At 52.2% G+C, this 20,025-nt stretch carries 17 protein-coding genes; 6 read left to right on the top strand and 11 right to left on the bottom strand.

The window, feature by feature from the left end:
• Positions 1–5: 5 nt before the first annotated feature.
• The 5 genes from AC55FS_RS09820 to sdhC form a co-directional block, all read right to left on the bottom strand.
• Positions 6–2,843: a 2-oxoglutarate dehydrogenase E1 component gene (locus AC55FS_RS09820; RefSeq protein WP_496935911.1), complete on the bottom strand. Its 2,838-nt coding sequence runs from the start codon at positions 2,841–2,843 to the stop codon at positions 6–8.
• A gap of 271 nt (positions 2,844–3,114) precedes the next feature.
• Positions 3,115–3,825: a succinate dehydrogenase iron-sulfur subunit gene (locus tag AC55FS_RS09815; protein ID WP_496935910.1), complete on the bottom strand. Its 711-nt coding sequence runs from the start codon at positions 3,823–3,825 to the stop codon at positions 3,115–3,117.
• 15 nt (positions 3,826–3,840) lie between these two features.
• Positions 3,841–5,613: a succinate dehydrogenase flavoprotein subunit gene (gene sdhA, locus AC55FS_RS09810; RefSeq protein WP_496935909.1), complete on the bottom strand. Its 1,773-nt coding sequence runs from the start codon at positions 5,611–5,613 to the stop codon at positions 3,841–3,843.
• A 3-nt stretch (positions 5,614–5,616) separates the two neighbouring features.
• Positions 5,617–5,964: a succinate dehydrogenase, hydrophobic membrane anchor protein gene (gene sdhD, locus AC55FS_RS09805; protein WP_496935908.1), complete on the bottom strand. Its 348-nt coding sequence runs from the start codon at positions 5,962–5,964 to the stop codon at positions 5,617–5,619.
• A complete protein-coding gene (sdhC, locus tag AC55FS_RS09800) occupies positions 5,958–6,332 on the bottom strand; it encodes a succinate dehydrogenase, cytochrome b556 subunit (protein WP_496935907.1) in 375 nt (124 codons plus the stop codon). Before sdhC ends, sdhD begins: the two co-directional genes overlap by 7 nt.
• 358 nt (positions 6,333–6,690) lie before the next feature.
• Between sdhC and gltA the strand changes: the two genes are divergently transcribed.
• The 3 genes from gltA to AC55FS_RS09785 all read left to right on the top strand — a co-directional run bounded on the left by gltA (position 6,691) and on the right by AC55FS_RS09785 (position 9,612).
• Positions 6,691–7,968, top strand: coding sequence for a citrate synthase (gene gltA, locus AC55FS_RS09795; protein WP_496935906.1), 1,278 nt, complete (start codon positions 6,691–6,693; stop codon positions 7,966–7,968).
• A 62-nt stretch (positions 7,969–8,030) separates the two neighbouring features.
• The gene (locus AC55FS_RS09790) at positions 8,031–8,915 is read left to right on the top strand and encodes an NAD(P)-dependent oxidoreductase (RefSeq protein ID WP_496935905.1); all 885 of its coding nucleotides are present in this window, start codon (positions 8,031–8,033) and stop codon (positions 8,913–8,915) included.
• 127 nt (positions 8,916–9,042) lie between these two features.
• Positions 9,043–9,612, top strand: a complete 570-nt coding sequence (locus AC55FS_RS09785) for a hypothetical protein (RefSeq protein ID WP_496935904.1) — start codon at positions 9,043–9,045, stop codon at positions 9,610–9,612.
• Here AC55FS_RS09785 and AC55FS_RS09780 read toward each other — a convergent pair.
• Together AC55FS_RS09780 and AC55FS_RS09775 are read right to left on the bottom strand one after the other, a co-directional pair.
• The gene (locus tag AC55FS_RS09780; protein ID WP_496935903.1) at positions 9,609–10,400 is read right to left on the bottom strand and encodes an MOSC domain-containing protein; all 792 of its coding nucleotides are present in this window, start codon (positions 10,398–10,400) and stop codon (positions 9,609–9,611) included. The genes AC55FS_RS09785 and AC55FS_RS09780 overlap by 4 nt on opposite strands.
• 70 nt (positions 10,401–10,470) lie before the next feature.
• Entirely contained in the window at positions 10,471–11,421 is a 951-nt protein-coding gene (locus AC55FS_RS09775) for a chemotaxis protein CheV (RefSeq protein ID WP_496935902.1), read from the bottom strand.
• A 100-nt stretch (positions 11,422–11,521) separates the two neighbouring features.
• Between AC55FS_RS09775 and AC55FS_RS09770 the strand changes: the two genes are divergently transcribed.
• Complete coding sequence (locus tag AC55FS_RS09770) at positions 11,522–12,769, top strand: EAL and HDOD domain-containing protein (protein WP_496935901.1); 1,248 nt, start codon at positions 11,522–11,524, stop codon at positions 12,767–12,769.
• Here the strand turns inward: AC55FS_RS09770 and AC55FS_RS09765 are convergent.
• The 3 genes from AC55FS_RS09765 to AC55FS_RS09755 form a co-directional block, all read right to left on the bottom strand.
• Positions 12,750–14,303, bottom strand: coding sequence for an FGGY-family carbohydrate kinase (locus tag AC55FS_RS09765; protein ID WP_496935900.1), 1,554 nt, complete (start codon positions 14,301–14,303; stop codon positions 12,750–12,752). The genes AC55FS_RS09770 and AC55FS_RS09765 overlap by 20 nt on opposite strands.
• 3 nt (positions 14,304–14,306) lie before the next feature.
• The gene (locus AC55FS_RS09760) at positions 14,307–15,911 is read right to left on the bottom strand and encodes a glycerol-3-phosphate dehydrogenase/oxidase (RefSeq protein ID WP_496935899.1); all 1,605 of its coding nucleotides are present in this window, start codon (positions 15,909–15,911) and stop codon (positions 14,307–14,309) included.
• Positions 15,912–16,007: 96 nt separating this feature from the next.
• Positions 16,008–17,615, bottom strand: a complete 1,608-nt coding sequence (locus AC55FS_RS09755; RefSeq protein WP_496935898.1) for an FAD-binding oxidoreductase — start codon at positions 17,613–17,615, stop codon at positions 16,008–16,010.
• A gap of 64 nt (positions 17,616–17,679) precedes the next feature.
• On the opposite strand from AC55FS_RS09755, the gene AC55FS_RS09750 reads away from it, so the two are divergent.
• Together AC55FS_RS09750 and AC55FS_RS09745 are read left to right on the top strand one after the other, a co-directional pair.
• Positions 17,680–17,832, top strand: coding sequence for a hypothetical protein (locus AC55FS_RS09750; protein ID WP_496935897.1), 153 nt, complete (start codon positions 17,680–17,682; stop codon positions 17,830–17,832).
• A 107-nt stretch (positions 17,833–17,939) separates the two neighbouring features.
• Positions 17,940–18,974, top strand: a complete 1,035-nt coding sequence (locus tag AC55FS_RS09745; RefSeq protein ID WP_496935896.1) for an AraC family transcriptional regulator — start codon at positions 17,940–17,942, stop codon at positions 18,972–18,974.
• Here AC55FS_RS09745 and waaC read toward each other — a convergent pair.
• Positions 18,971–19,993 (bottom strand): lipopolysaccharide heptosyltransferase I, encoded by a 1,023-nt coding sequence (waaC, locus tag AC55FS_RS09740; RefSeq protein WP_496935895.1) that lies wholly within the window; start codon positions 19,991–19,993, stop codon positions 18,971–18,973. The two genes, AC55FS_RS09745 and waaC, sit on opposite strands and share 4 nt — an antisense overlap.
• Between the last annotated feature and the right edge of the window lie 32 nt (positions 19,994–20,025).

Here is a 20,025-nt window from a genome sequence, read left to right as displayed (position 1 = left end):
TTTGCCTAGCCCTGAAGCCCCAGAGCGTCACGGATCAGTTTTTCTTGCTGCTCAAGATGCAGCGCCATGTAACCAGCAGCCGGTGATGCCGACGCCTTACGACCAGCATATTGCAAGTGAATGCCATCATTGATTGACGACAAGACACGACGCATATGGTGCTGGCTGCTGTACCATGCACCCATATTCATTGGTTCTTCTTGTACCCAGAAGACCTCTGAAACGTTGCTGTACTGAGACAATACCGCCGACAAATCATTGCCTGGGAATGGGTATAGTTGCTCAATACGCACAATCGCAACGTCATCAATTTCTTCGCTACGGCGACGTTCCAACAAGTCGTAATACACCTTGCCTGAACACATCACCACGCGCTTGACCTTGTCCTTGTCCAGCTCATCGATCTCGTTGATCACGGTCTGGAACTTACCGTCTGCCAGTTCTTCCAGTGTGCTGGTCGCCAATTTGTGGCGCAGCAAACTCTTAGGTGACATCACCACCAACGGCTTACGCAGCGGACGAATTACCTGACGTCTCAGCATGTGATACACCTGCGCCGGCGTCGATGGCACACAAATCTGTACATTGTGCTCAGCACACAACTGCAGATAGCGCTCCAGTCTAGCGGATGAGTGCTCTGGACCCTGACCTTCGTAACCGTGTGGCAGCAGCATGGTCAAACCACACAGGCGACCCCACTTATGCTCACCACTGGAGATAAACTGGTCGAATACCACCTGAGCACCGTTAGCGAAATCGCCAAACTGTGCTTCCCATACCACTAATGCATTTGGCGTGGTGGTAGCATAGCCATATTCAAACGCCAAAACGGCTTCTTCAGACAGCAGCGAATCGTACAGATCGAACGGCGGCTGACCATCCGCAATATTGGCTAGCGGTACGTAGCGGCCACCGTCTTTTTGATTATGCAAAACCGCATGGCGGTGCGAGAAAGTACCACGCCCCACATCCTGACCCGTAATCCGAACCGGATGACCCTCTTGTAACAGAGTGGCGTAAGCCATGGTTTCAGCGAAGCCCCAGTTAATCGGCAACGCTCCCGCTGTCATTTTGCGGCGGTCTTCCAGAATCTTGTTGACCTGGCGCTGAACGGCAAAACCTTCCGGCACTTCCAATAATTTATTGGATAAATCCTGTAAGGTTTTTAAATCAAAGCGGGTATCTGAGTCCGCCGTCCACTTATGGCCAACATAAGGCTTCCAATCGACAAACAGCGCTTCGTTTGGCTCTTTCACCAGTGAACGAACAACATGCTGTCCTTGATCCAAAGCGCTACGGTACTCTTCTTCAAGATCTTTGGCCGTCGCCGCAGTTAACACACCCATCTCGATCAAACGATTAGCGTACAGTTCACGCGTAGTCTTTTGATTTTTGATTTTGGCGTACATCAATGGCTGGGTGCCGGATGGCTCGTCGGCTTCGTTGTGGCCACGACGGCGATAACACACCAGGTCGATCACCACGTCTTTATTAAATTCGTTGCGATAGTCGACAGCCAGCTGAGTCACAAACAGCACAGCTTCTGGGTCGTCACCGTTCACATGCAAAATCGGCGCTTCAACGATCTTAGCAACGTCGGTGCAGTATTCCGTTGAACGAACGTCTTCACGCTTGGATGTGGTGAAACCCACCTGGTTATTGATCACGATATGAATCGTGCCACCGGTTTTATAAGCACGGGTTTGCGATAACTGGAAGGTTTCCATCACCACGCCTTGACCTGCAAAAGCAGCATCACCGTGAATCAGTACAGGAACAACTTGGTCACCCTTGCTGTCGTCGCGGCGATCTTGACGGGCACGCACAGAGCCTTCAACCACGGGCGAAACAATTTCAAGATGCGACGGGTTAAATGCCAGCGCCAAATGCACTTCACCGCCCGGCGTCATCACATTAGAAGAAAAGCCCTGGTGATATTTCACATCACCGTGAGAATCGTACTGAGCTTTACCGTCAAACTCATCAAACAAGTCAGAGGTTTTTTTACCAAGGATATTGATCAGGGTGTTAAGACGGCCGCGGTGCGCCATGCCGATAACGAGTTCCTTGGCGCCATAGGTTCCGCTGCGCTGGATTAATTCATCCATCAGCGGAATCAAGCTTTCACCACCTTCCAAACCAAAGCGTTTTACGCCGGGGTAACGCGAGCCGAGATATTTTTCCAGACCCTCAGCAGCCGTTAAGCGCTCGAGCAGGTGCAACTTAACTTCTTCGCCGTATTTAGGATGAGAACGCACACTTTCCAGTCGTTGCTGAAACCAGCGCTGCTCAGCGGTGTTGACGATGTGCATGTATTCTGCACCGACAGAGCCACAATAAGTCGCCTCCAGCGCATCAACAATAGTCTTTAAATTCGCTTCATCGTGTCCAATAAATAATGACCCGGTCTGGAACTGAGTATCCAGATCGGCCGCAGACAAGCCGTGGAAAGTCAGTTCTAAGTCGGGGACATTTTCGCGCTCCATCAGCTCCAGAGGATCCAGCTTGGCGTGCTGATGGCCACGTCCACGATAGGCATTAATCAGCTGTAATACATGAACCTGCTTGCGCTCATGCTCTGAGCTAACACTCGCCGCCGATGCCGGACGGGCGCGATGCTGGTTCTTAGATAACAGCAGAAATTGTTCGCGAATAGGTTTATGGGGAATATCGACGCTGGACGCTTCGTCGACGCGGGGGAGTTGGTCAAAATAATTTCGCCATTCTTCGGGCACCTCATTAGGATCTTTGAGGTAGGATTCGAAGAGCTCCTCCACATAAGCAACATTGCCCCCCGCTAGCTGCGAGGTGCTCCAAAGTTGCTCCATTGTCTGCTCGTGCATTGTGTATGACACCCTGATCATTGTGACTGCGAGAGTAACACCACAGAGTGCACGCACCAGCTCCAATGCAAGGCATGGTAGAGGGTCAACCGTGTAGGTCGCGTTTCCTCTGAGGTGCGACGAGAATGACTCGCCCCCTCAAGTTTAGGACTAGCTTAGCTTAGTTAAGAATGGCGCTTTGTGGGCGCCATTCTTGAAAAATTGTCAACGTAAGAAGACCGTGTGTCCAGCCCACTTACGTCTAATATTGCCAGGAACCGAAACGTCCGCGTTATATCTGCTGTGACAGCAACATATTACGGATGTGACCAATCGCCCGGGTTGGGTTCAACCCTTTAGGACAGACATTGACACAGTTCATGATGCCACGGCAACGGAACACACTGAACGGATCACTCAGTTCCGTCAGACGCTCTGCTGTGGTGGTATCACGACTGTCTGCCAAAAAGCGATAAGCCTGTAACAGACCTGCCGGACCAATAAATTTGTCCGGGTTCCACCAGAAAGAAGGACAAGAAGTGGAACAGCATGCGCACAAAATACATTCGTACAAACCGTCCAGCTTTTCGCGCTCTTCCGGCGACTGCAACCGCTCGATTGCCGGCGCCGGGGTATTATTACGCAAGAAAGGTTTCACTTTCTCGTATTGTTGGTAGAACAGGCTCATATCGATAACCAGGTCACGAATCACTGGCATACCAGGCAGAGGACGCAGCACCAGCTTGTCCATTTTGCCATTGGTTGCTTCAGAGATTGGCGTAATGCAAGCCAAGCCATTCTTACCATTAATATTCATACCGTCTGAACCGCACACACCTTCACGGCAAGAACGACGATACGCCAGTGTTGGATCCTGCTCTTTTACCAACGCCAGCACATCTAGAATCATAACGTCACGATTACCAGGAACTTCAATCTGGTAATCACGCATGACCGGTGCTTCGTCGGTCTCAGGGTTGTAGCGATAGATACTTACTAACATGTCATCACTCCCCGATTAGTAGGTACGAACTTTAGGTGGAAATGCAGGAACGGTTTTTGGCTCAAAATTCACCGCACGCTTACCAATAGATTTGGTTTGCGGGAAATACAGTGAATGGCACAACCAGTTCTCATCATCACGCTCGGTATAATCGTTACGAGCATGAGCACCACGAGATTCTTTACGCTCGGCTGCAGCGACTGCTGTGGAATACGCTGTTTCAAACAGGTTATCCAACTCCAGCGCTTCGATACGGGCGGTATTAAAGGCTGAGCTCTTATCTTCCAACACGGTATTTTTAACGCGCTGACCGATTTCTTCGAGCATTTTCAGACCTTTTTCCATGCTTTCGCCTTCACGGAATACACCGAAATAAAGCTGCATGGTTTTTTGCAGATCGGCACGAACATCTGCCACTTTTTCACCCGTGGTAGAGTTATTCAGACGATTCAGACGTGCCATTGCACGCTCGATGTCTTCTTCGCTGGCATCTTGAGTTTCAAATCCATCACGGAAATTCTGCTCAACTTGCAAACCTACCGCACGACCAAATACCACCAAGTCCAGCAGTGAGTTACCGCCCAAGCGGTTGGCACCGTGCACGGATACACAGGCAATTTCACCAGCCGCGTACAAACCTTCAACGACAACATCATTGCCATTTTCGTCTTGGGTCAGCGCTTGTCCACCGATATTGGTCGGAATACCACCCATCATATAGTGACAGGTTGGCACCACTGGAATCGGCTCTTTAACTGGGTCGGCGTGAGCAAAGGTACGAGATAACTCAAGAATACCCGGCAATTTAGCATTAAGGGTTTCTTCGCCCAGATGATCCAGCTTCAGGAATACGTGATCGCCGTCTTCACCACAGCCACGACCTTCCAGAATTTCCATCACCATGGAACGCGCAACCACGTCACGGCCCGCTAGGTCTTTGGCGTTTGGAGCATAACGCTCCATAAAGCGCTCACCGTCTTTATTGATCAGGTATCCACCTTCACCACGACAGCCTTCGGTGACCAGAACACCCGCTCCAGCAATACCGGTTGGGTGGAACTGCCACATTTCCATATCTTGCATTGGCACGCCAGCGCGCAACGCCATACCAACACCGTCACCGGTATTGATCAGTGCATTAGTAGTCGACTGATAGATACGACCTGCACCACCCGTTGCCAGTACCGTCGCTTTGGCTTTGATATAAACGGTTTCGCCCGATTCAATATCAATAGCGATCACACCCGCCACCTGGCCTTGAGCATTTTTTACCAGATCCACGGCATACCATTCATTTAAGAAGGTAGTGCCGCCTTTCAAGTTGCCCTGGTACAAGGCGTGCAGCAAGGCATGACCGGTACGGTCAGCTGCCGCACAGGTACGCGCTGCCTGGGTTGGATTATCCGGACCCTTTGACTGACCACCGAATGGCCGCTGATAAATGCGGCCTTCTTCGGTACGAGAGAACGGCAGACCCATGTGCTCTAATTCGAATACCGCTTGTGGACCGACAGAGCACATATACTCAATCGCGTCCTGGTCACCGATATAGTCCGACCCCTTGACGGTGTCGTACATGTGCCAACGCCAATCATCATTCGGATCAGCAGACGCAATCGCACAGGTAATACCACCTTGAGCAGACACAGTGTGCGAGCGCGTTGGAAATACTTTAGTAATACAGGCGGTTTTTATGCCTGCTTCTGTCAATTGCAGTGCAGCACGCATACCTGCACCACCACCACCGATCACGATGGCATCAAAGGACATAGTTCGAATTTTTGCCATGACTTACACACCCCAGAAAATATCAATACCCCAGACCAGATAGGTGAACAGGAACGCTGCACACACAAACTGGAACGCAAAACGCACACCGGCGCTTTTGAGGTAATCGGTCGATACGGTCCACATGCCCACCCACGCATGGGCGCACAGTGAAATCAGGGCGGCCAGGGAAAAGATCTTCATCCAAGTTTGCGCAAACAAACCTTGCCATTGCGAATACTGCAAATCAGGCGATGCGATCAAAAAACCGAGCATAAAAAGAGTGTAGAGAGCCAACACCACTGCGGTGAGACGCTGGATTACCCAATCGTACAGACCACTGCGGCCTAAATTCGTAATACTTGTTACCATACCCAAACTCCTGCCAAGACAGCGACGATCACACCACCCACCAACGTGATGATGGCACCGGTACGACCGCCCTCTTTTGTTTCGCCTATGCCCATATCCATTACCAGGTGCTTAACACCGGCGATAAAGTGATAACCCAAGGCAGTTACGATTCCCCAGGCAATGAACTTGACAAGACCATGGTCAAAGGACGCTTTAAAGTCGGCGAAGCTGGCTTCAGATTCGAGCGACATAGACAAAGCAGCAAGCACAAATGCAACGGCGAAAAATAAAATAACGCCAGAAATGCGGTGCAAAATGGATGCTTTGCCGGGCAGCGGGAGCTGAATGGTAGTCAGGTCTAGATTTACTGGTCTATTGCTATTCACGGCTCTAAACACTCTCTTTTTGGCGACCCTGGCTGTTCCACCGGGTAGCTCAGTCTCAACAATACAGCCCAAATCGTGTACAACTCTTGCACAAGTTTCGGGTTGCGACAAATTATAGTCACCAGAGGTCAGATTTACAATCGACAACGCCCGGCAAAAGGCCGCCAGCCCTCAATTCCAGCCCTGGAGTGGCCTCACTTGCAAGCACAGCATGACAACTATACTAGAGCAACTTGCAGATCCCGACGCGTCCGCTCGGCAATTGACAAACGAGCATCAGCCCATATAGTTGGCCCCTCAAATTTAGGCAATGCCCTGTTTTTTCAGGGGTAAAACGATAACAGCAGGAGGCCGAAACATGGCTGACAAGAAAGCAACTCTGAAGGTCGATGGCATCGACGAGGCACTGGAACTTCCCGTCTATGAAGGCACCGTTGGCCCTGACGTCGTTGACGTTCGCAGCCTGACTGGAAAGGGTCTGTTCACCTATGACCCCGGCTTCGTATCCACTGCCGCCACCGAATCTAAGATTACCTATATTGATGGCGCTGCCGGTGTGCTACTGCACCGCGGCTACCCAATCGAGCAATTGGCTGAGCATTCCGATTATTTAGAAACTTGCTATCTGCTGCTGCACGGCGAGCTGCCGACTGCTGAGCAGAAAAGCGATTTTGTCAGCACCATAAAAAATCACACCATGGTGCACGAGCAACTGAGCCATTTCTTTAACGGTTTCCGTCGCGACGCTCACCCGATGGCGGTGATGTGTGGTGTGGTTGGCGCACTATCAGCGTTCTACCATGATTCTTTGGATATTCACGATGAACACCATCGTTTGGTGTCAGCACATCGCCTGATCGCCAAAATGCCAACCTTGGCTGCCATGGTATATAAGTACAGCATCGGCCAACCGTTCATGTACCCACGCAATGAACTGAGCTACTCAGAAAATTTCCTGCACATGATGTTCAATACGCCGTGTGAAGAAAAAGAAATCAGCCCAGTACTGGCCAAAGCCATGGATCGCATTTTCTTGTTGCATGCTGACCATGAGCAAAATGCCTCGACGTCAACGGTACGCCTGGCTGGCTCTACCGGCGCCAACCCATTTGCATGTATTGCCTCAGGCATTGCTGCACTGTGGGGACCTGCTCATGGCGGCGCCAACGAAGCCGTATTGAACATGCTGAATGAAATTGGTGACGAATCAAATATCGACACCTTTATCGAGCGCGCCAAAGACAAAGATGATCCATTCCGCCTGATGGGCTTTGGTCATCGCGTCTACAAAAACTTCGACCCTCGCGCTCGCGTGATGAAGCAAACCTGTGACGAAGTATTGGCAGAGCTGGGCATGGAAAATGATCCGCTGCTGAAAATCGCCATGAAGCTAGAAAAAATTGCCACCGAAGACGAATACTTCATCAAGCGTGGCCTATATCCAAATGTCGATTTCTATTCTGGCATTATTTTAAAAGCCATCGGTATTCCAACCGAAATGTTCACCGTGATTTTTGCTACCGGTCGCACCCCGGGCTGGATTGCTCACTGGAACGAAATGATCAGCGAAGGCTACCGCATTGGTCGTCCGCGCCAGCTTTACACTGGCTACGACAAGCGCGACTACCCCGCTTAAATTAAAAGCCGCTCTTAGAGCGGCTTTTTTGTTTCCACCTTCACTCTTGTTAAGGATTAAACATGGCCAAACTGAGTTTTATTGGCTTAGGCACCATGGGCTACCCCATGGCAGGACACCTAGCAAAGGCCGGACACAGCGTCCGTGTTTGGAATCGCACTTACAGCAAGGCTCAGCAATGGGCAACGGAATTTTCAGGCGATGCGTGCGACACCCTTGCCAGCGCCGTTAGTGATGCCGATGCTGTGTTTATGTGCGTAGGCCGCGACAGTGACGTGCGCGACCTCATCAGTCGTGCAGATGGCTTATTAGCCAATATGAAAGCGGGCAGTTTATTGGTCGATCACACCACCACCTCAGGCTCCCTAGCACAAGAAATGCACCAACTTTGCCGCCAGCATCAAGTCGACTTTATTGATGCTCCGGTATCCGGCGGCGAGCAAGGCGCGATAAACGGCCAACTTAGCCTCATGGTTGGTGGTGACAGCGAGCCTTATCAACGCACTAGGAAACTGACCGCCCCTTATACCAAAGCCATTGAACACATGGGGCCAGCCGGGGCCGGCCAAGCAACAAAAATGGTCAATCAAATTTGCATCGCTGGCGTGCTACAAAGCTTATCCGAAGGCCTACTCATGGCACAAAAACAACACCTGGATATCAGCAAGGTGGTGAGCGTTATCAGCCAAGGAGCAGCAGGCAGCTGGCAAATGGTGAATCGCCATCAAACCATGCAAGAAGATCACTATGAACATGGCTTTGCCATCGACTGGATGCGCAAAGACCTAGGCATCTGCCTCGACGAAGCGAAGCAAATCGGCATCGGCTTGCCACTGACCGCCCTGGTCGACCAGTTTTATGCGGAACTGCAAAACCTAGGCAAGGGCCGCTGCGACACATCAGCCTTATTCTACCGACTACAACAGCTCAACCCAGACACAGAATAATCTGCTGGCAACGTCGGGCCAGCGCCTGTCGTTGCTGCTATCAAACACACCGAGCGGGCGCAATGTGTCCAACCTCAGCTATGCTTAGCGATTAGCAGTGTCATTGTCGGCCATCAAGGATAGCAGCATGAGCAAACCCGACCGTCGCAGCTTATCAGCGCAAAGTAATGGAGATGAACAACCCGACTGGAGCCAGATCAGTGAAACACTGACACTACTGGCCCTCGCCGTCAGTCAAATAGACACCTCGCTACACGAGAGCAACGACAGCATTGGCGAACTGACGGAGCAATTTTCTGCCATTGCCGATTGCGCCCAGCAGCTGGTCGCTCTTAGCGATGCCGATCATTACCAGCAAGTCAGAAGCCTGGCTGAGTCCATTCAAGGCAGCATTCAAAAATCCGTGGTGAGCTTTCAGTTTTATGATCGCTTGTGTCAACGCCTGGAACACGTTGGCGACAGCCTAGAAGAAATGGGGCATTTAATTGCCAGCCCCAAACAACGCTACCAGCGCGCCGCCTGGAGAACACTGCAGAGCGATATTAAATCCAATTACACCATGGAAGCAGAACGGATCATGTATGAATACATTTTGTCTGGGCACAGCATTGCCGAAGCCCTACAAATATATCGCCATCACTTTGAACGCCGTGACGACGATACCCAGGGCACCAATGACGAAATCGAGTTTTTTTAACGAACGATTTCAACCTTTTGGCCCACGACCAAAGAGCTTAGCTGCTGGTGAATCGCATTTTGACCGAAAATGATTTTGCCATCGACCCGGCAATGCTGTTTCAACACGTCCAAAAAATCACCCTCTCGCTCAAGGCTTTGCATATCTCGCGTCGGAATAACACATCTGCCGCATAGCTTGGCGATATCCAAATGACCTTGCGGCAACTTCAGAGAACGCCACTGATATTCATCCAATGCAGTGAGCTCGTCACCCGACAGCACCACATTGGGCCGAAAACGCCTAACATCGACCGTGCGACCCAACTGCTCACTGAGAAAATCAACACTGCTTTGATTGACGACCAACAAGGGAAAACCATCAGCAAAACCGACCTGACGATCGCCAGAACTGTAATCAGGGTCGACCAGACGCTCACTCACATCATCCATGAACACCAAACGACAAGAGCGACCCAAATACTCCGATAAACGCTCATTGATAGATTGAACGGCCAATCGAGCGGATACCACATCCCCCCAGACTTCGACATCGGCGCGCTCGTCAGTCAGCTCCACAGCAAAGGTCTGCTGCTCTGGCAAGGTAATAAGCAGCGTCTGACCATCAAAGCCTGCCTCAATTTTAGCCATCTGCGGCAACTGTCTCTGGCTTAAAAACTTGCCCTTATCATCCACCACCATATAACGACGATCACCCACCGGCCCCAGTGCATCCAGCTCAAACGCATCGACCTCAACGGGTGCACACGATTTAATTGGGTATATAAATAAGCGTTCAATTGTGGCCATCGTTTTGCTCCTGCAATAAAAAAGGCCGGCAATGCCGGCCCGATATTGTGCGATAAGATAAACCTTATAGCTACTCAGAAGCAGCCTCCATACCCAATTTAACCCGGATTAAACGCTGCACTTCGGTGGTCATGGCTTCTGGTGCAAATTTGGATAAAAAGCCATCACAGCCCACTTTTTTCACCATGGCACGATTAAAATTACCAGACAGCGAGGTGTGCAGCACAATAGTCGTGCCCTTCAACTGTGGATCACGACGAATTTCAGTGGTCAGCATATAACCGTCCATCTCTGGCATTTCAGCGTCGGTGATAATCATCATCAGGTCATTTTCTAGATCCTTGCCCTGTTCCTTCCAGTGCATCAGCATTTGGTACGCCTCAAGGCCATTGTTAGCCTCAACGATATTTAACCCCATGGGCGTTAGCACTTGTTTCATTTGCCCCAGAGCGACATGGGAGTCGTCGACGATTAATATGTCCTTACCTTTAATGCGATCAAGAAGTTCCTGATCGTATAAATCGTTAGATAGATCCAAATCATAGGGAGCAATTTCCGCCAGCACCTTTTCCACATCGATGATTTCAACAATGCGCTCCTCAATACGAGTAATGGCAGTGAGATAATGATTACGACCAGAGCCACCAGGCGGCGGTAGGATTTCATTCCAATTCATATTGACGATGCGATCAACTCCACCCACCAAAAAGGCCTGCACCGTCATGTTGTATTCGGTCACTATGATAGTGGCTTCTTCTTCGGCCACTTTCAAAGGGCCCATCTGGATGGCATGACGCAGGTCAACCACCGGTACGGTTTGACCGCGCAAATGCGTCACCCCGCGCACCACCGGGTGACGATCAGGCATCTTGGTCAGAGCTGGCAGGCGCATCACTTCCTGAACCTTAAACACATTGATGGCAAACAGCTGAGTTCCGCCCAAATGGAATAACAGCAGCTCCAGTCGATTCTGCCCCACCAACTGTGTTCTGGCATCAACGCTGCTCAGGACTCCACTCATACTGTGCTCCGCCGTACAATTTTCACTAAAGTGTAGACAAGCGCCACAAAAAAGCCCGCGAAAGCCGTTACACTGGTAGTAATCACTTGACGGAATCACCATGCAACCAGAATCGTCTCCATTGCTGGCCCGACAACCGATCCTTGATGCCAACCTGCAGGTCGTGGCCTATGAACTGCTGTACCGACCACTGCCGCCGATAGATGCCCAGGCACAGGCACTGGACGGTGATGAGGCAACACGCAATGTGATGGTCAGCGCCTTTCACGATCTCGGCATTGAGCAAGTCACTGGCGGCCTGCCAGCCTATATCAACTTCACCGAGCACTGGCTGCAGAATCCACCACTACTGCCCCCCGATGCGCTGGTGGCCGAAGTGATCGAATATACCGATGCCAGCAGCGCCAACATTGAAGCGCTGCAGAAGCTGCGCAAATACGGCTACCGCATTGCTTTGGACGATTTTTCGGCCACCGAAGCACAGAAGCTGCTGCTGCCCTTGGCGGACATCGTCAAAGTTGATGTGCGCCTGCTCGATAACTTGCAGCAAGTAGAAGCGCTGCTGCACCAGTTTTACGACGAGCGCCAAATTTGGCTGGCGGAGAAGGTGGAAGATCACGCTGAATTTGAATTCTGTCGCGACGCCGGTTTTACCCTGTTCCAGGGTTACTTTTTTGATCGGCCAAAGCCTTTGTTTGGCAAACGACTGTCCGACAACAAGGTCGCGGTACTGCAGCTGTTACAAGTGCTTAACCAACCCGATGTCGACATGGACGCGGTCGAATCACTGCTGCGCAGTGAACCACAACTGAGCTTTAAGCTATTGCAGCTGGTCAATTCCGCCGCCGTCGGCTGCGTCACCACCATTTCTTCCATTCGCCACGCCCTGGTATTGGTTGGCTTGGATCGCATCCGTTCCTGGACCAACATACTCGCCCTGGGTCGCCTGGACGACAAACCTCTGGCACTGCGCGAACAAGCACTGGTGCGTGCCCATTGCTGCCAACTTCTGGCTCAGCATACCGAACTGGAGCGCGATTCGGCCTTTACCCTAGGGCTGTTTTCCTTGCTTGATGCCTTTACTGATCTGCCGATGAGCGACATCTGCCAGCGCCTGCGCTTTAGCCAAGAGCTAAGCGAGGCACTGCTGCAACAGCAAGGCCATTACGGCTGGCTACTGCGCACGCTGCACGCACTTGAGCAAGGCGATTGGGACAGCCTTGAGTGGCCATTGCTGCAAAGTCACGCCATCGACCGTAACGTCCTGCAACAAAGCTATCGCCAGGCCATTGATGAGACCCGCCAGCTACTCAGCCAGCTGGGCGACATTACTCAGGGTAACCGGTGATATCGCGTATCGAGCGATACAGCGGCTGCATACGACGGTACATTTTCTGGTACACCTCACGATAGAGGCGATCATACAAACGCACCGTCGGCAGATGCGGCTCAAATACTTCTCCAACGCGCGTCATAGCATCGGTGGCCAATCGATAATCATCGTACCAGCCCAAGCCAACGGCGCAGTTGATCGCCGCGCCTAATCCTGATGCTTCATAGGTATGGGGCCGCTCGGCTGCCATGCCAAAGATATCTGCCGTCAACTGCATCGCGGCATTACTTTGTGAACCGCCACCAGACACCCGCAAACGGGTAATCGGCACTCGACTACGCCGTTCAATTTGCTCTTTACCCTGGCGCAGCTCGTACGCCAGCCCTTCCAAAATAGCGCGATACACATGGGCCCGGGTATGCACATCACCAAAGCCAATGAGAGCCCCTTTACCCTCTGGCCCCGGCTGGCGCACTCCGGGTGACCAATAGGGCTGCATCATCAATCCCATGGAACCTGGTGGCACTTGATTAAGCAGCTCATCAAACAGCTGCTCGGCTTCCAATCCCAGCTCCGTGGCTTTGCGCTGCTCATAGTGAGCAAACTCCTGCTTAAACCAGCTCACCATCCAAAAGCCGCGATAAACCATCATTTCAGTGTTGTAATGGCCCGGAAGCGCAGCGGTATAGGGTGGAATAAAGGGCAAGGTTTCAACGTATTTGGGAGTGGTGGTATTGATGGTGGCCGTGGTACCAAAACTCAAACAGCCGATGTGAGGGTCACTGCCACCAGCACCTAATACTTCACACGCTTTATCCGACGCAGCCGCTATCATGGGCAGCCCCTTTGGTAATCCAGTGAGCTCAGCAGCCGTGGTCGATATGTCGCCTAAACGCTGCCCCGGAGCCACCAGCTCCGGCATCATATGGCGCTTGGCCGCCAGCAGCTTCCACTTTAAATCGGAGGCCTTCGCCCAGCATTGGCGGCGATAATCGTAGGGCAAATAACCAACAATAGAGCCTGTTGAATCGCGCAGCTGACCGGTTAATTGGTAGGTTAAATAAGCCGACAAATTGACGTAATGTGCGGTGTTTCGCCACACATCAGGCTCGTGCTGTGCGAGCCAGTTATCGCGCGCTTTGGCACGTAAATCATCGATCACAGGACTCAGCCGCAATGCTTTAATGGCCAATCCCCACAGGCCTTTTACTGGCCCCTCAGGCGTCGCCTTGCGCTGATCCATCCACACAATCGCTGGCCGCAATGGACGCTTATCGGCATCCAAGTTAATCATGGTGTAGCGCTGGGTCGTCAAAGACACGCCGGCAATTTGCTCGGGCTTAACAATATTTTGCGCCCATAACCCTTGAAACGCCTGCTGCAACGACTGCCAATAATAATCTGGCTGCTGCTCGGCCCAGCCCGGATGCTCCGACACATACGCCTGCAATGCCACTTTGCTCTTTGCCACCTCGTTGCCGTGGCGATCAAACACCAGCACTCGCACACTTTGTGTACCATTATCAATGGCCAGCACATACTGCGACATAAGCTACTCCGGCACGCTGTAATGCTGCTGCCAGATCGCCTGATAGCGCGCTAACTCTTGCTGCCACCGGGCTTCACTCCAGCCTAACGCTTCGCTGCAAATACGACGAATGCGATCTTGCCAAATCAAGCCGCCGGCCTCGACCAAAAGCCCAATACGAGTACGGCGCAGCAATAAGTCATCCAGATGCGCAATCGCCTCATTGGCCGCACTATAACGCAACTCAGCCCAGGTACAGCGACAGCCCGGAATTAACTCCAATTCATCGTCTCTGACATCTTGTAATAACGTCGGCAAATCCACACCGTAATGTCCCAACAAGCGCTTTTGCAAATACCCAGGCAGCGAGCGAAAGCGAGCGTCTTGCGGAGCGGCAACGGGGGTAAATAATCGTGCATCAAACTCACCGTCGGGGTAGCGTTTGATATAACCTTTTGCAGCGTTCAGCACATCCAAAGCAATTAAACGAAAGGTCGTCAGCTTACCGCCACTAACGCTGACCAACCCCTGATCATCCCAAACGCTGTGATCACGTTTTTCTTTTGATGGATTTAATGCACCCGACGACACCAGTGGGCGTACGCCAGCCCAGCTGGAAATAATATCTTTTTCCTGCAGATCCGCTTGCGGAAATTGATGGCGCGCCACTTTCAATAGATATTCCAGCTCGTGACGCGTCATTTTGGCTTCTAGATTATCGATACCGTTATTATCTAAATCTGTGGTACCAACAACGGTGCGCCCTTCCCACGGGAAAATAAAAATCGGCCGTTTATCATCCGGATGCATGGCCGTAAACGACTGCGCCACGGGCAAGCGCCAGGACGGCACCACAATATGACTGCCGCGAGCCGGGCGAATACTGGCTTTGGCCTGCATTTGTCCACGTAGTTGATCGGCCCAAGCACCGGTGGCATTCACCACCACATCGGCGTGCAGCTCAAATACCTCACCGCTTTCACTGTCCGTAACCTTGGCCCCCACCACGCGACCTTGGTCTTTGATCAGCTCGCTGACACCGACATAATTGATCGCCACCGCGCCATCACGCTGGGCTTCACGCAACACCCGCAACACCAGACGTGAGTCGTCGGTCACGGCATCGGCAAACTGAGTTCCACCCAATAAAGACTGTTCGCGAATTAATGGGCTTAGCCAGCGAAATGACGATGTCGGATGAAACTGGCGATAGCGCTTACCAGCAAAAAAGTCATAAATGCGTAGCAGACTATTAAACACAAAAGGTCCGGGAAAACCGCCTTGATAATGCGCCATCAAATAGCCCATGCGATCGACCAAGCCAGGCGCTTCTGACATTAACCGCTCTCGTTCCTGCACCGAATGCAAGGTGGTTTTAATGTCACCGGCGGCGATATATCGCAAGCCGCCATGCACCATTTTGGAGGAGCGACTGGACGTGCCCCAGGCAAAGTCCTGCCGCTCTAATAACAGCGTTTTTAGTCCACGTCGCGCCGCTTCACGTGCAATACCCGCACCCGTAATACCGCCACCGGCGATAATCATGTCCCAATGCTGAGATGAATCGCGTAATAGCGCCAGTGCGCCATCACGTCCTTTGACTTGCCACATATCGTTTGTATTGGTCATCGATCCGTCCATATCTAGAACGAAAAAAGGGCCGGCAAAGCCGGCCAGAGTATGAGAATGTAGTTAGATTATTTGCTTTTATGGGTTGTTATTCGGTTATTCATCCACCAACAAGGTGTGCGGATTTAAACGTTTATCGGGATCGAACTGCTGCAGCAAATCGCGAATCACCGCCATGCCCAGCTCGCCCTTTTCCGCCAGTAAATAAGGCGCGTGATCCTTACCCACACCATGCTGGTGTGAAATCGTTGCTCGCCCTTTAGCAATTTGCTCTGATGCCTTGCTTTTCAATGCCTGCCAGCGCTCGAGGGTTTTTTCATAGCTATCGGCACAACGGAAAAAATAGGTGGTGTAAATACTCGAGCCCTGGCCATACAGATGCGATAAGTGAGTAAAGGCCATAACCTGTTCACCCTCATCGTCCAATGCCGATTCCAACGCGTTTTCAATGGCGTCTATTAAATGATCGACATTATCCCAATCCGTTGCCGTCTCCAAGGTATCCACGGCAATGCCCTGTTGCCAGGTGGTTTCACGCAAATAGGGAAACTTAAACCGTCCTTCAGCCCAAATACTGCCCATCATATTGGCAATAACCCCACCAACGCCGCCATGGGCCGACAACACCTTACGTATTTGTTTCAGCGAGGTACGATTTTGGTACTTAGAACCGGTGACACCAAAGGTCAGCATACAGCGCTGATCGTCTAAACCACGAAAGGTTAAATACCGCTCCAGCAGCTTAAATTGTGACTCCGACGTCCCTAAATGCGCGTGGGCACGGGTCTCTTTAGCGTTACTAACACGCATCATCGACAGTGGAATTTTTTGCTGCACCAGCTCACGCACGGCGGTTTTTGCCTGCTGCCAATTGGGCATAAACATAACAAAGAATTTTTCTTCTTCGGCCAGCCGCGTCACCCGCACTTTGACCTCGGTGAAGATGCCCATGCGCCCTTCTGTGCCCATGGTGACTTCACGCATATCTGGGCCGGCAGAGCTAGCTGGAATGGTGGGAATGTCGAAACTGCCACGTAGGGTTTCCATACGGCCACCAGCAAACATCTGCTCAATGCGCCCGTAGCGCAATGATTGCTGACCACTCGAGCGTGAAGCAATCCAACCACCTATGGTGGATAATTCCCAAGACTGCGGGAAGTGGCCCAGGGTGTAACCACGTGCGCGCAGCTGCGACTCCACCTGAGGCCCTGGCGTCCCCGCACCAAAGGTCGCAATCTGGCTTTCTTCATTGAGATCCAATAGCTGATTCATGCGCCCCATATCCATGGTCAAGATGGCACGCTGACTGGCGGTAGGAGTAATGTGGCCAGCCACGGAGGTGCCCCCCCCATAAGGAATGACCTCAAAATCGTGCTGGCAAGCAAAATCGAGCAGTTCACGCACTTGGGCACTGGTTTCCGGAAAGGCGACCCCGTCAGGGAAGGTTCCAAATTTGCCACTGCGCATGGCCAGCCAGTCCGGAAAACTTTGCCCACGAGCGTGACGTACACGCTGTTCGACATCGGTACTGATTAAAGGATGCTGAGGTAAACGCGATGCCGGCACCTGCGCCATCACTTGTTCTAAGGTGGCATCAGGCAATGGCTGACATTCACCAATGACAGAGCGAATTAATGCGCCGCCATGGGGTGACACTGCTTTTACATAGCCGTCATCGCCCCAACCATTCCAACGTCGTGCCATAAATTCGCGTTCCTTTACTGTCTTAGCTAGTGCTGTGTGAACTGGTGTTACGTTGGTTTGCGCAGTGTTAGTAACTCGCGTCGATTACCCTAACGCACCAGACCTCAGTCATGGGCCAGTTATTAAGCAAGAGATCGATAACAATGCCAAGTACGACAAAAATATGATTTTTGCCGCAATGCATGCCAGTTTACTGGCGTCATTCTCGCCTGTTTGAATTTGATGCTCAGCCAGTATACTGAGGCAATAACCACAATCACTGACCCATTCGGACACCCACGGAGCAAATTCAGCCAACTGGGTGGCGAACACGGAACTGCATTCATGAGCACATCGGATCTGGGCACCGCATCGGCTAATGCTATTCGCCAGTATTTGCGCGCCGCCAAGGATTATCACATCGACCCGGAAACCGCCCTGCAAGCCGTTGGGCTGCCAAGCGGTATTTTGGATAACAGTGTGGCCCGAGTGCGCGGGCGTGATTTTCAGCAATTGATTCGCTGGCTAGTGGAAACATCAGCCGATCCACTATTTGGCCTTAACAGTGCTCAGTACGTTCAGCCTGGCTCATACAGCCTGGTGGGCTATATGGCGATGAATGCTCGCACGGCTCGTGAAGCGCTGCACCTAACACCGGAATACGAAGCCATTGTCGGAGATATGGGCATCACCCGTATCGAAAAATACGGCAACAACATTGCCATGCGTTGGATTTGCCAGTACGACGACCCCTTGGTACGACCCCATATGATTGATAACGTGCTCGGCTCTTGGCTGACCTTTGCCCGTTGGCTGGCCGACTTACCGGACGGTAAGCCTGAGCGCGTACTGTTTGAGTCGCCCACCCCACCCGCACCGCAACTGGCGCGCTATCAACAGATATTTCAGGCACCGCTGGAATTTAACGCCCGCCGCAATGCGCTGATTATTCCTGAACAGGTATTGGATACACCGCTACGCCAACCCGACCCTGAACTGTTGCGCACATTGGAGCAGCAAGCTGCCAGCGTCATGGCCGAAATCCGCCAACGCCACCCAATCGTGATGCAAACCCGCTCACTGCTGCGTACGTTAATGGCCGATAGCCTGCCAAGGCGGGAAAAGGTGGCCCAGCAACTGGGGCTAAACGAGCGCACACTGCAGCGGCGACTGCAAGAAGCCGGCACCGGTTATCAGCAATTGCTGGATGATTTGCGCCGTGAAACCGCCACTGATTGGCTATGCAACAGCCGTATGGCGATTAGCGACATGGCCTGTCGCCTCGGCTTTAGTGAAGCGCGCTCATTTCATCGTCGTTTTAAAGCCTGGACCGGCATGACGCCAGGCGAATATCGCCAGCGCCATCAGCCTGAGCCTTAACCTGCGCTGAGACGCTGCTGTAAATGCTGATAAACCCGCTGCGGGCTGATATCGCGATAACAAGGCGGCTGCACACCTTGCTCATCGGGTTGTAAACACTGCTTTGACAGACAGGGCGCACACTGGCGCGTACTGCTCATCACCTCAACTTCCGGCCCCAGCACCCCGGTCAATTTTGCATCGGTGGCGCCATAAATCGCCACCGCCGGTACTGATAAAGCCGCGGCGACATGACTAAGACCCGTATCAACACCCACAATGGCTTGCGCATGGGCCAGATAAGCGTTAAGGCTGTCCAGCCCTAGTTTTGGCAATACTTGTACGCCAGTTAATCCGCCGGCCAGCCGCAGCGCTCGTTGATGCTCTTCCTCGTTCCCCCAAGGCAACACCACCTGACGCCCAGAGCCGACCACCTTCTCAGCCAGCTCACGCCAGTACTGCTCTGGCCACAACTTAGTCACCCAAGTAGTGCCATGCAAAAACAGCCAATAATCGCCATCAATATCCGGTCTTTGCCAGCGCTGACGATCAATACCGTAAGACAGCTGGGCAGGCAGCTCATAGCCCAGCACCGCGGCAAACAGCTGTCGCACTCGAGGAATGGCATGCTGACCACGGGCAATCGCCAGCTTGTGCTGATACGCCATGGCCGCCAGCGGTTCACGACAAGAGTGCTTGTTTAACCCATAACGAGGCCCACGAGCTAAACGGCTAAACAGCGCACTTTTGATCAGCCCCTGGGCATCGATGACGGCATCGTATTGCTGTTCACGCAGTTGCTGGATGAATGCCCTCAGCTCTTGTCGATGCTCGGCGTTAAACAGCTGCTTTCGCCAGCGCCGCCAAGCGACGGGGATCACCTTAGTCACCACCGGATGCCAGCCAGGAATGGCGGCAAAGGCTTCTTCCACCAGCCAGTGAAATTCGATATCTGGGCGCAACCGCCTAGCATCTTCCAGCGCCGGCAGGGTATGAAACACATCCCCCAGAGAAGATGTTTTAACGATCAGTACTTTCATTGCTGCATCCAAAACCCAGAATAGCGGCGCGC

This window comes from Bacterioplanes sp. CLAM21 (assembly GCF_059641015.1).
Note: the sequence above shows the minus strand (reverse complement) of the source record. Positions and strands in the feature narration are given on the sequence as shown.

Coding starts and splice junctions, on each gene's coding strand:
- AC55FS_RS09820 (WP_496935911.1), bottom strand. CDS start 2,843: ATGCACGAGCAGACAATGGAGCAACTTTGGAGCACCTCGCAGCTAGCG.
- AC55FS_RS09815 (WP_496935910.1), bottom strand. CDS start 3,825: ATGTTAGTAAGTATCTATCGCTACAACCCTGAGACCGACGAAGCACCG.
- sdhA (WP_496935909.1), bottom strand. CDS start 5,613: ATGGCAAAAATTCGAACTATGTCCTTTGATGCCATCGTGATCGGTGGT.
- sdhD (WP_496935908.1), bottom strand. CDS start 5,964: ATGGTAACAAGTATTACGAATTTAGGCCGCAGTGGTCTGTACGATTGG.
- gltA (WP_496935906.1), top strand. CDS start 6,691: ATGGCTGACAAGAAAGCAACTCTGAAGGTCGATGGCATCGACGAGGCA.
- AC55FS_RS09790 (WP_496935905.1), top strand. CDS start 8,031: ATGGCCAAACTGAGTTTTATTGGCTTAGGCACCATGGGCTACCCCATG.
- AC55FS_RS09785 (WP_496935904.1), top strand. CDS start 9,043: ATGAGCAAACCCGACCGTCGCAGCTTATCAGCGCAAAGTAATGGAGAT.
- AC55FS_RS09780 (WP_496935903.1), bottom strand. CDS start 10,400: ATGGCCACAATTGAACGCTTATTTATATACCCAATTAAATCGTGTGCA.
- AC55FS_RS09775 (WP_496935902.1), bottom strand. CDS start 11,421: ATGAGTGGAGTCCTGAGCAGCGTTGATGCCAGAACACAGTTGGTGGGG.
- AC55FS_RS09770 (WP_496935901.1), top strand. CDS start 11,522: ATGCAACCAGAATCGTCTCCATTGCTGGCCCGACAACCGATCCTTGAT.
- AC55FS_RS09765 (WP_496935900.1), bottom strand. CDS start 14,303: ATGTCGCAGTATGTGCTGGCCATTGATAATGGTACACAAAGTGTGCGA.
- AC55FS_RS09760 (WP_496935899.1), bottom strand. CDS start 15,911: ATGACCAATACAAACGATATGTGGCAAGTCAAAGGACGTGATGGCGCA.
- AC55FS_RS09755 (WP_496935898.1), bottom strand. CDS start 17,615: ATGGCACGACGTTGGAATGGTTGGGGCGATGACGGCTATGTAAAAGCA.
- AC55FS_RS09745 (WP_496935896.1), top strand. CDS start 17,940: ATGAGCACATCGGATCTGGGCACCGCATCGGCTAATGCTATTCGCCAG.
- waaC (WP_496935895.1), bottom strand. CDS start 19,993: ATGAAAGTACTGATCGTTAAAACATCTTCTCTGGGGGATGTGTTTCAT.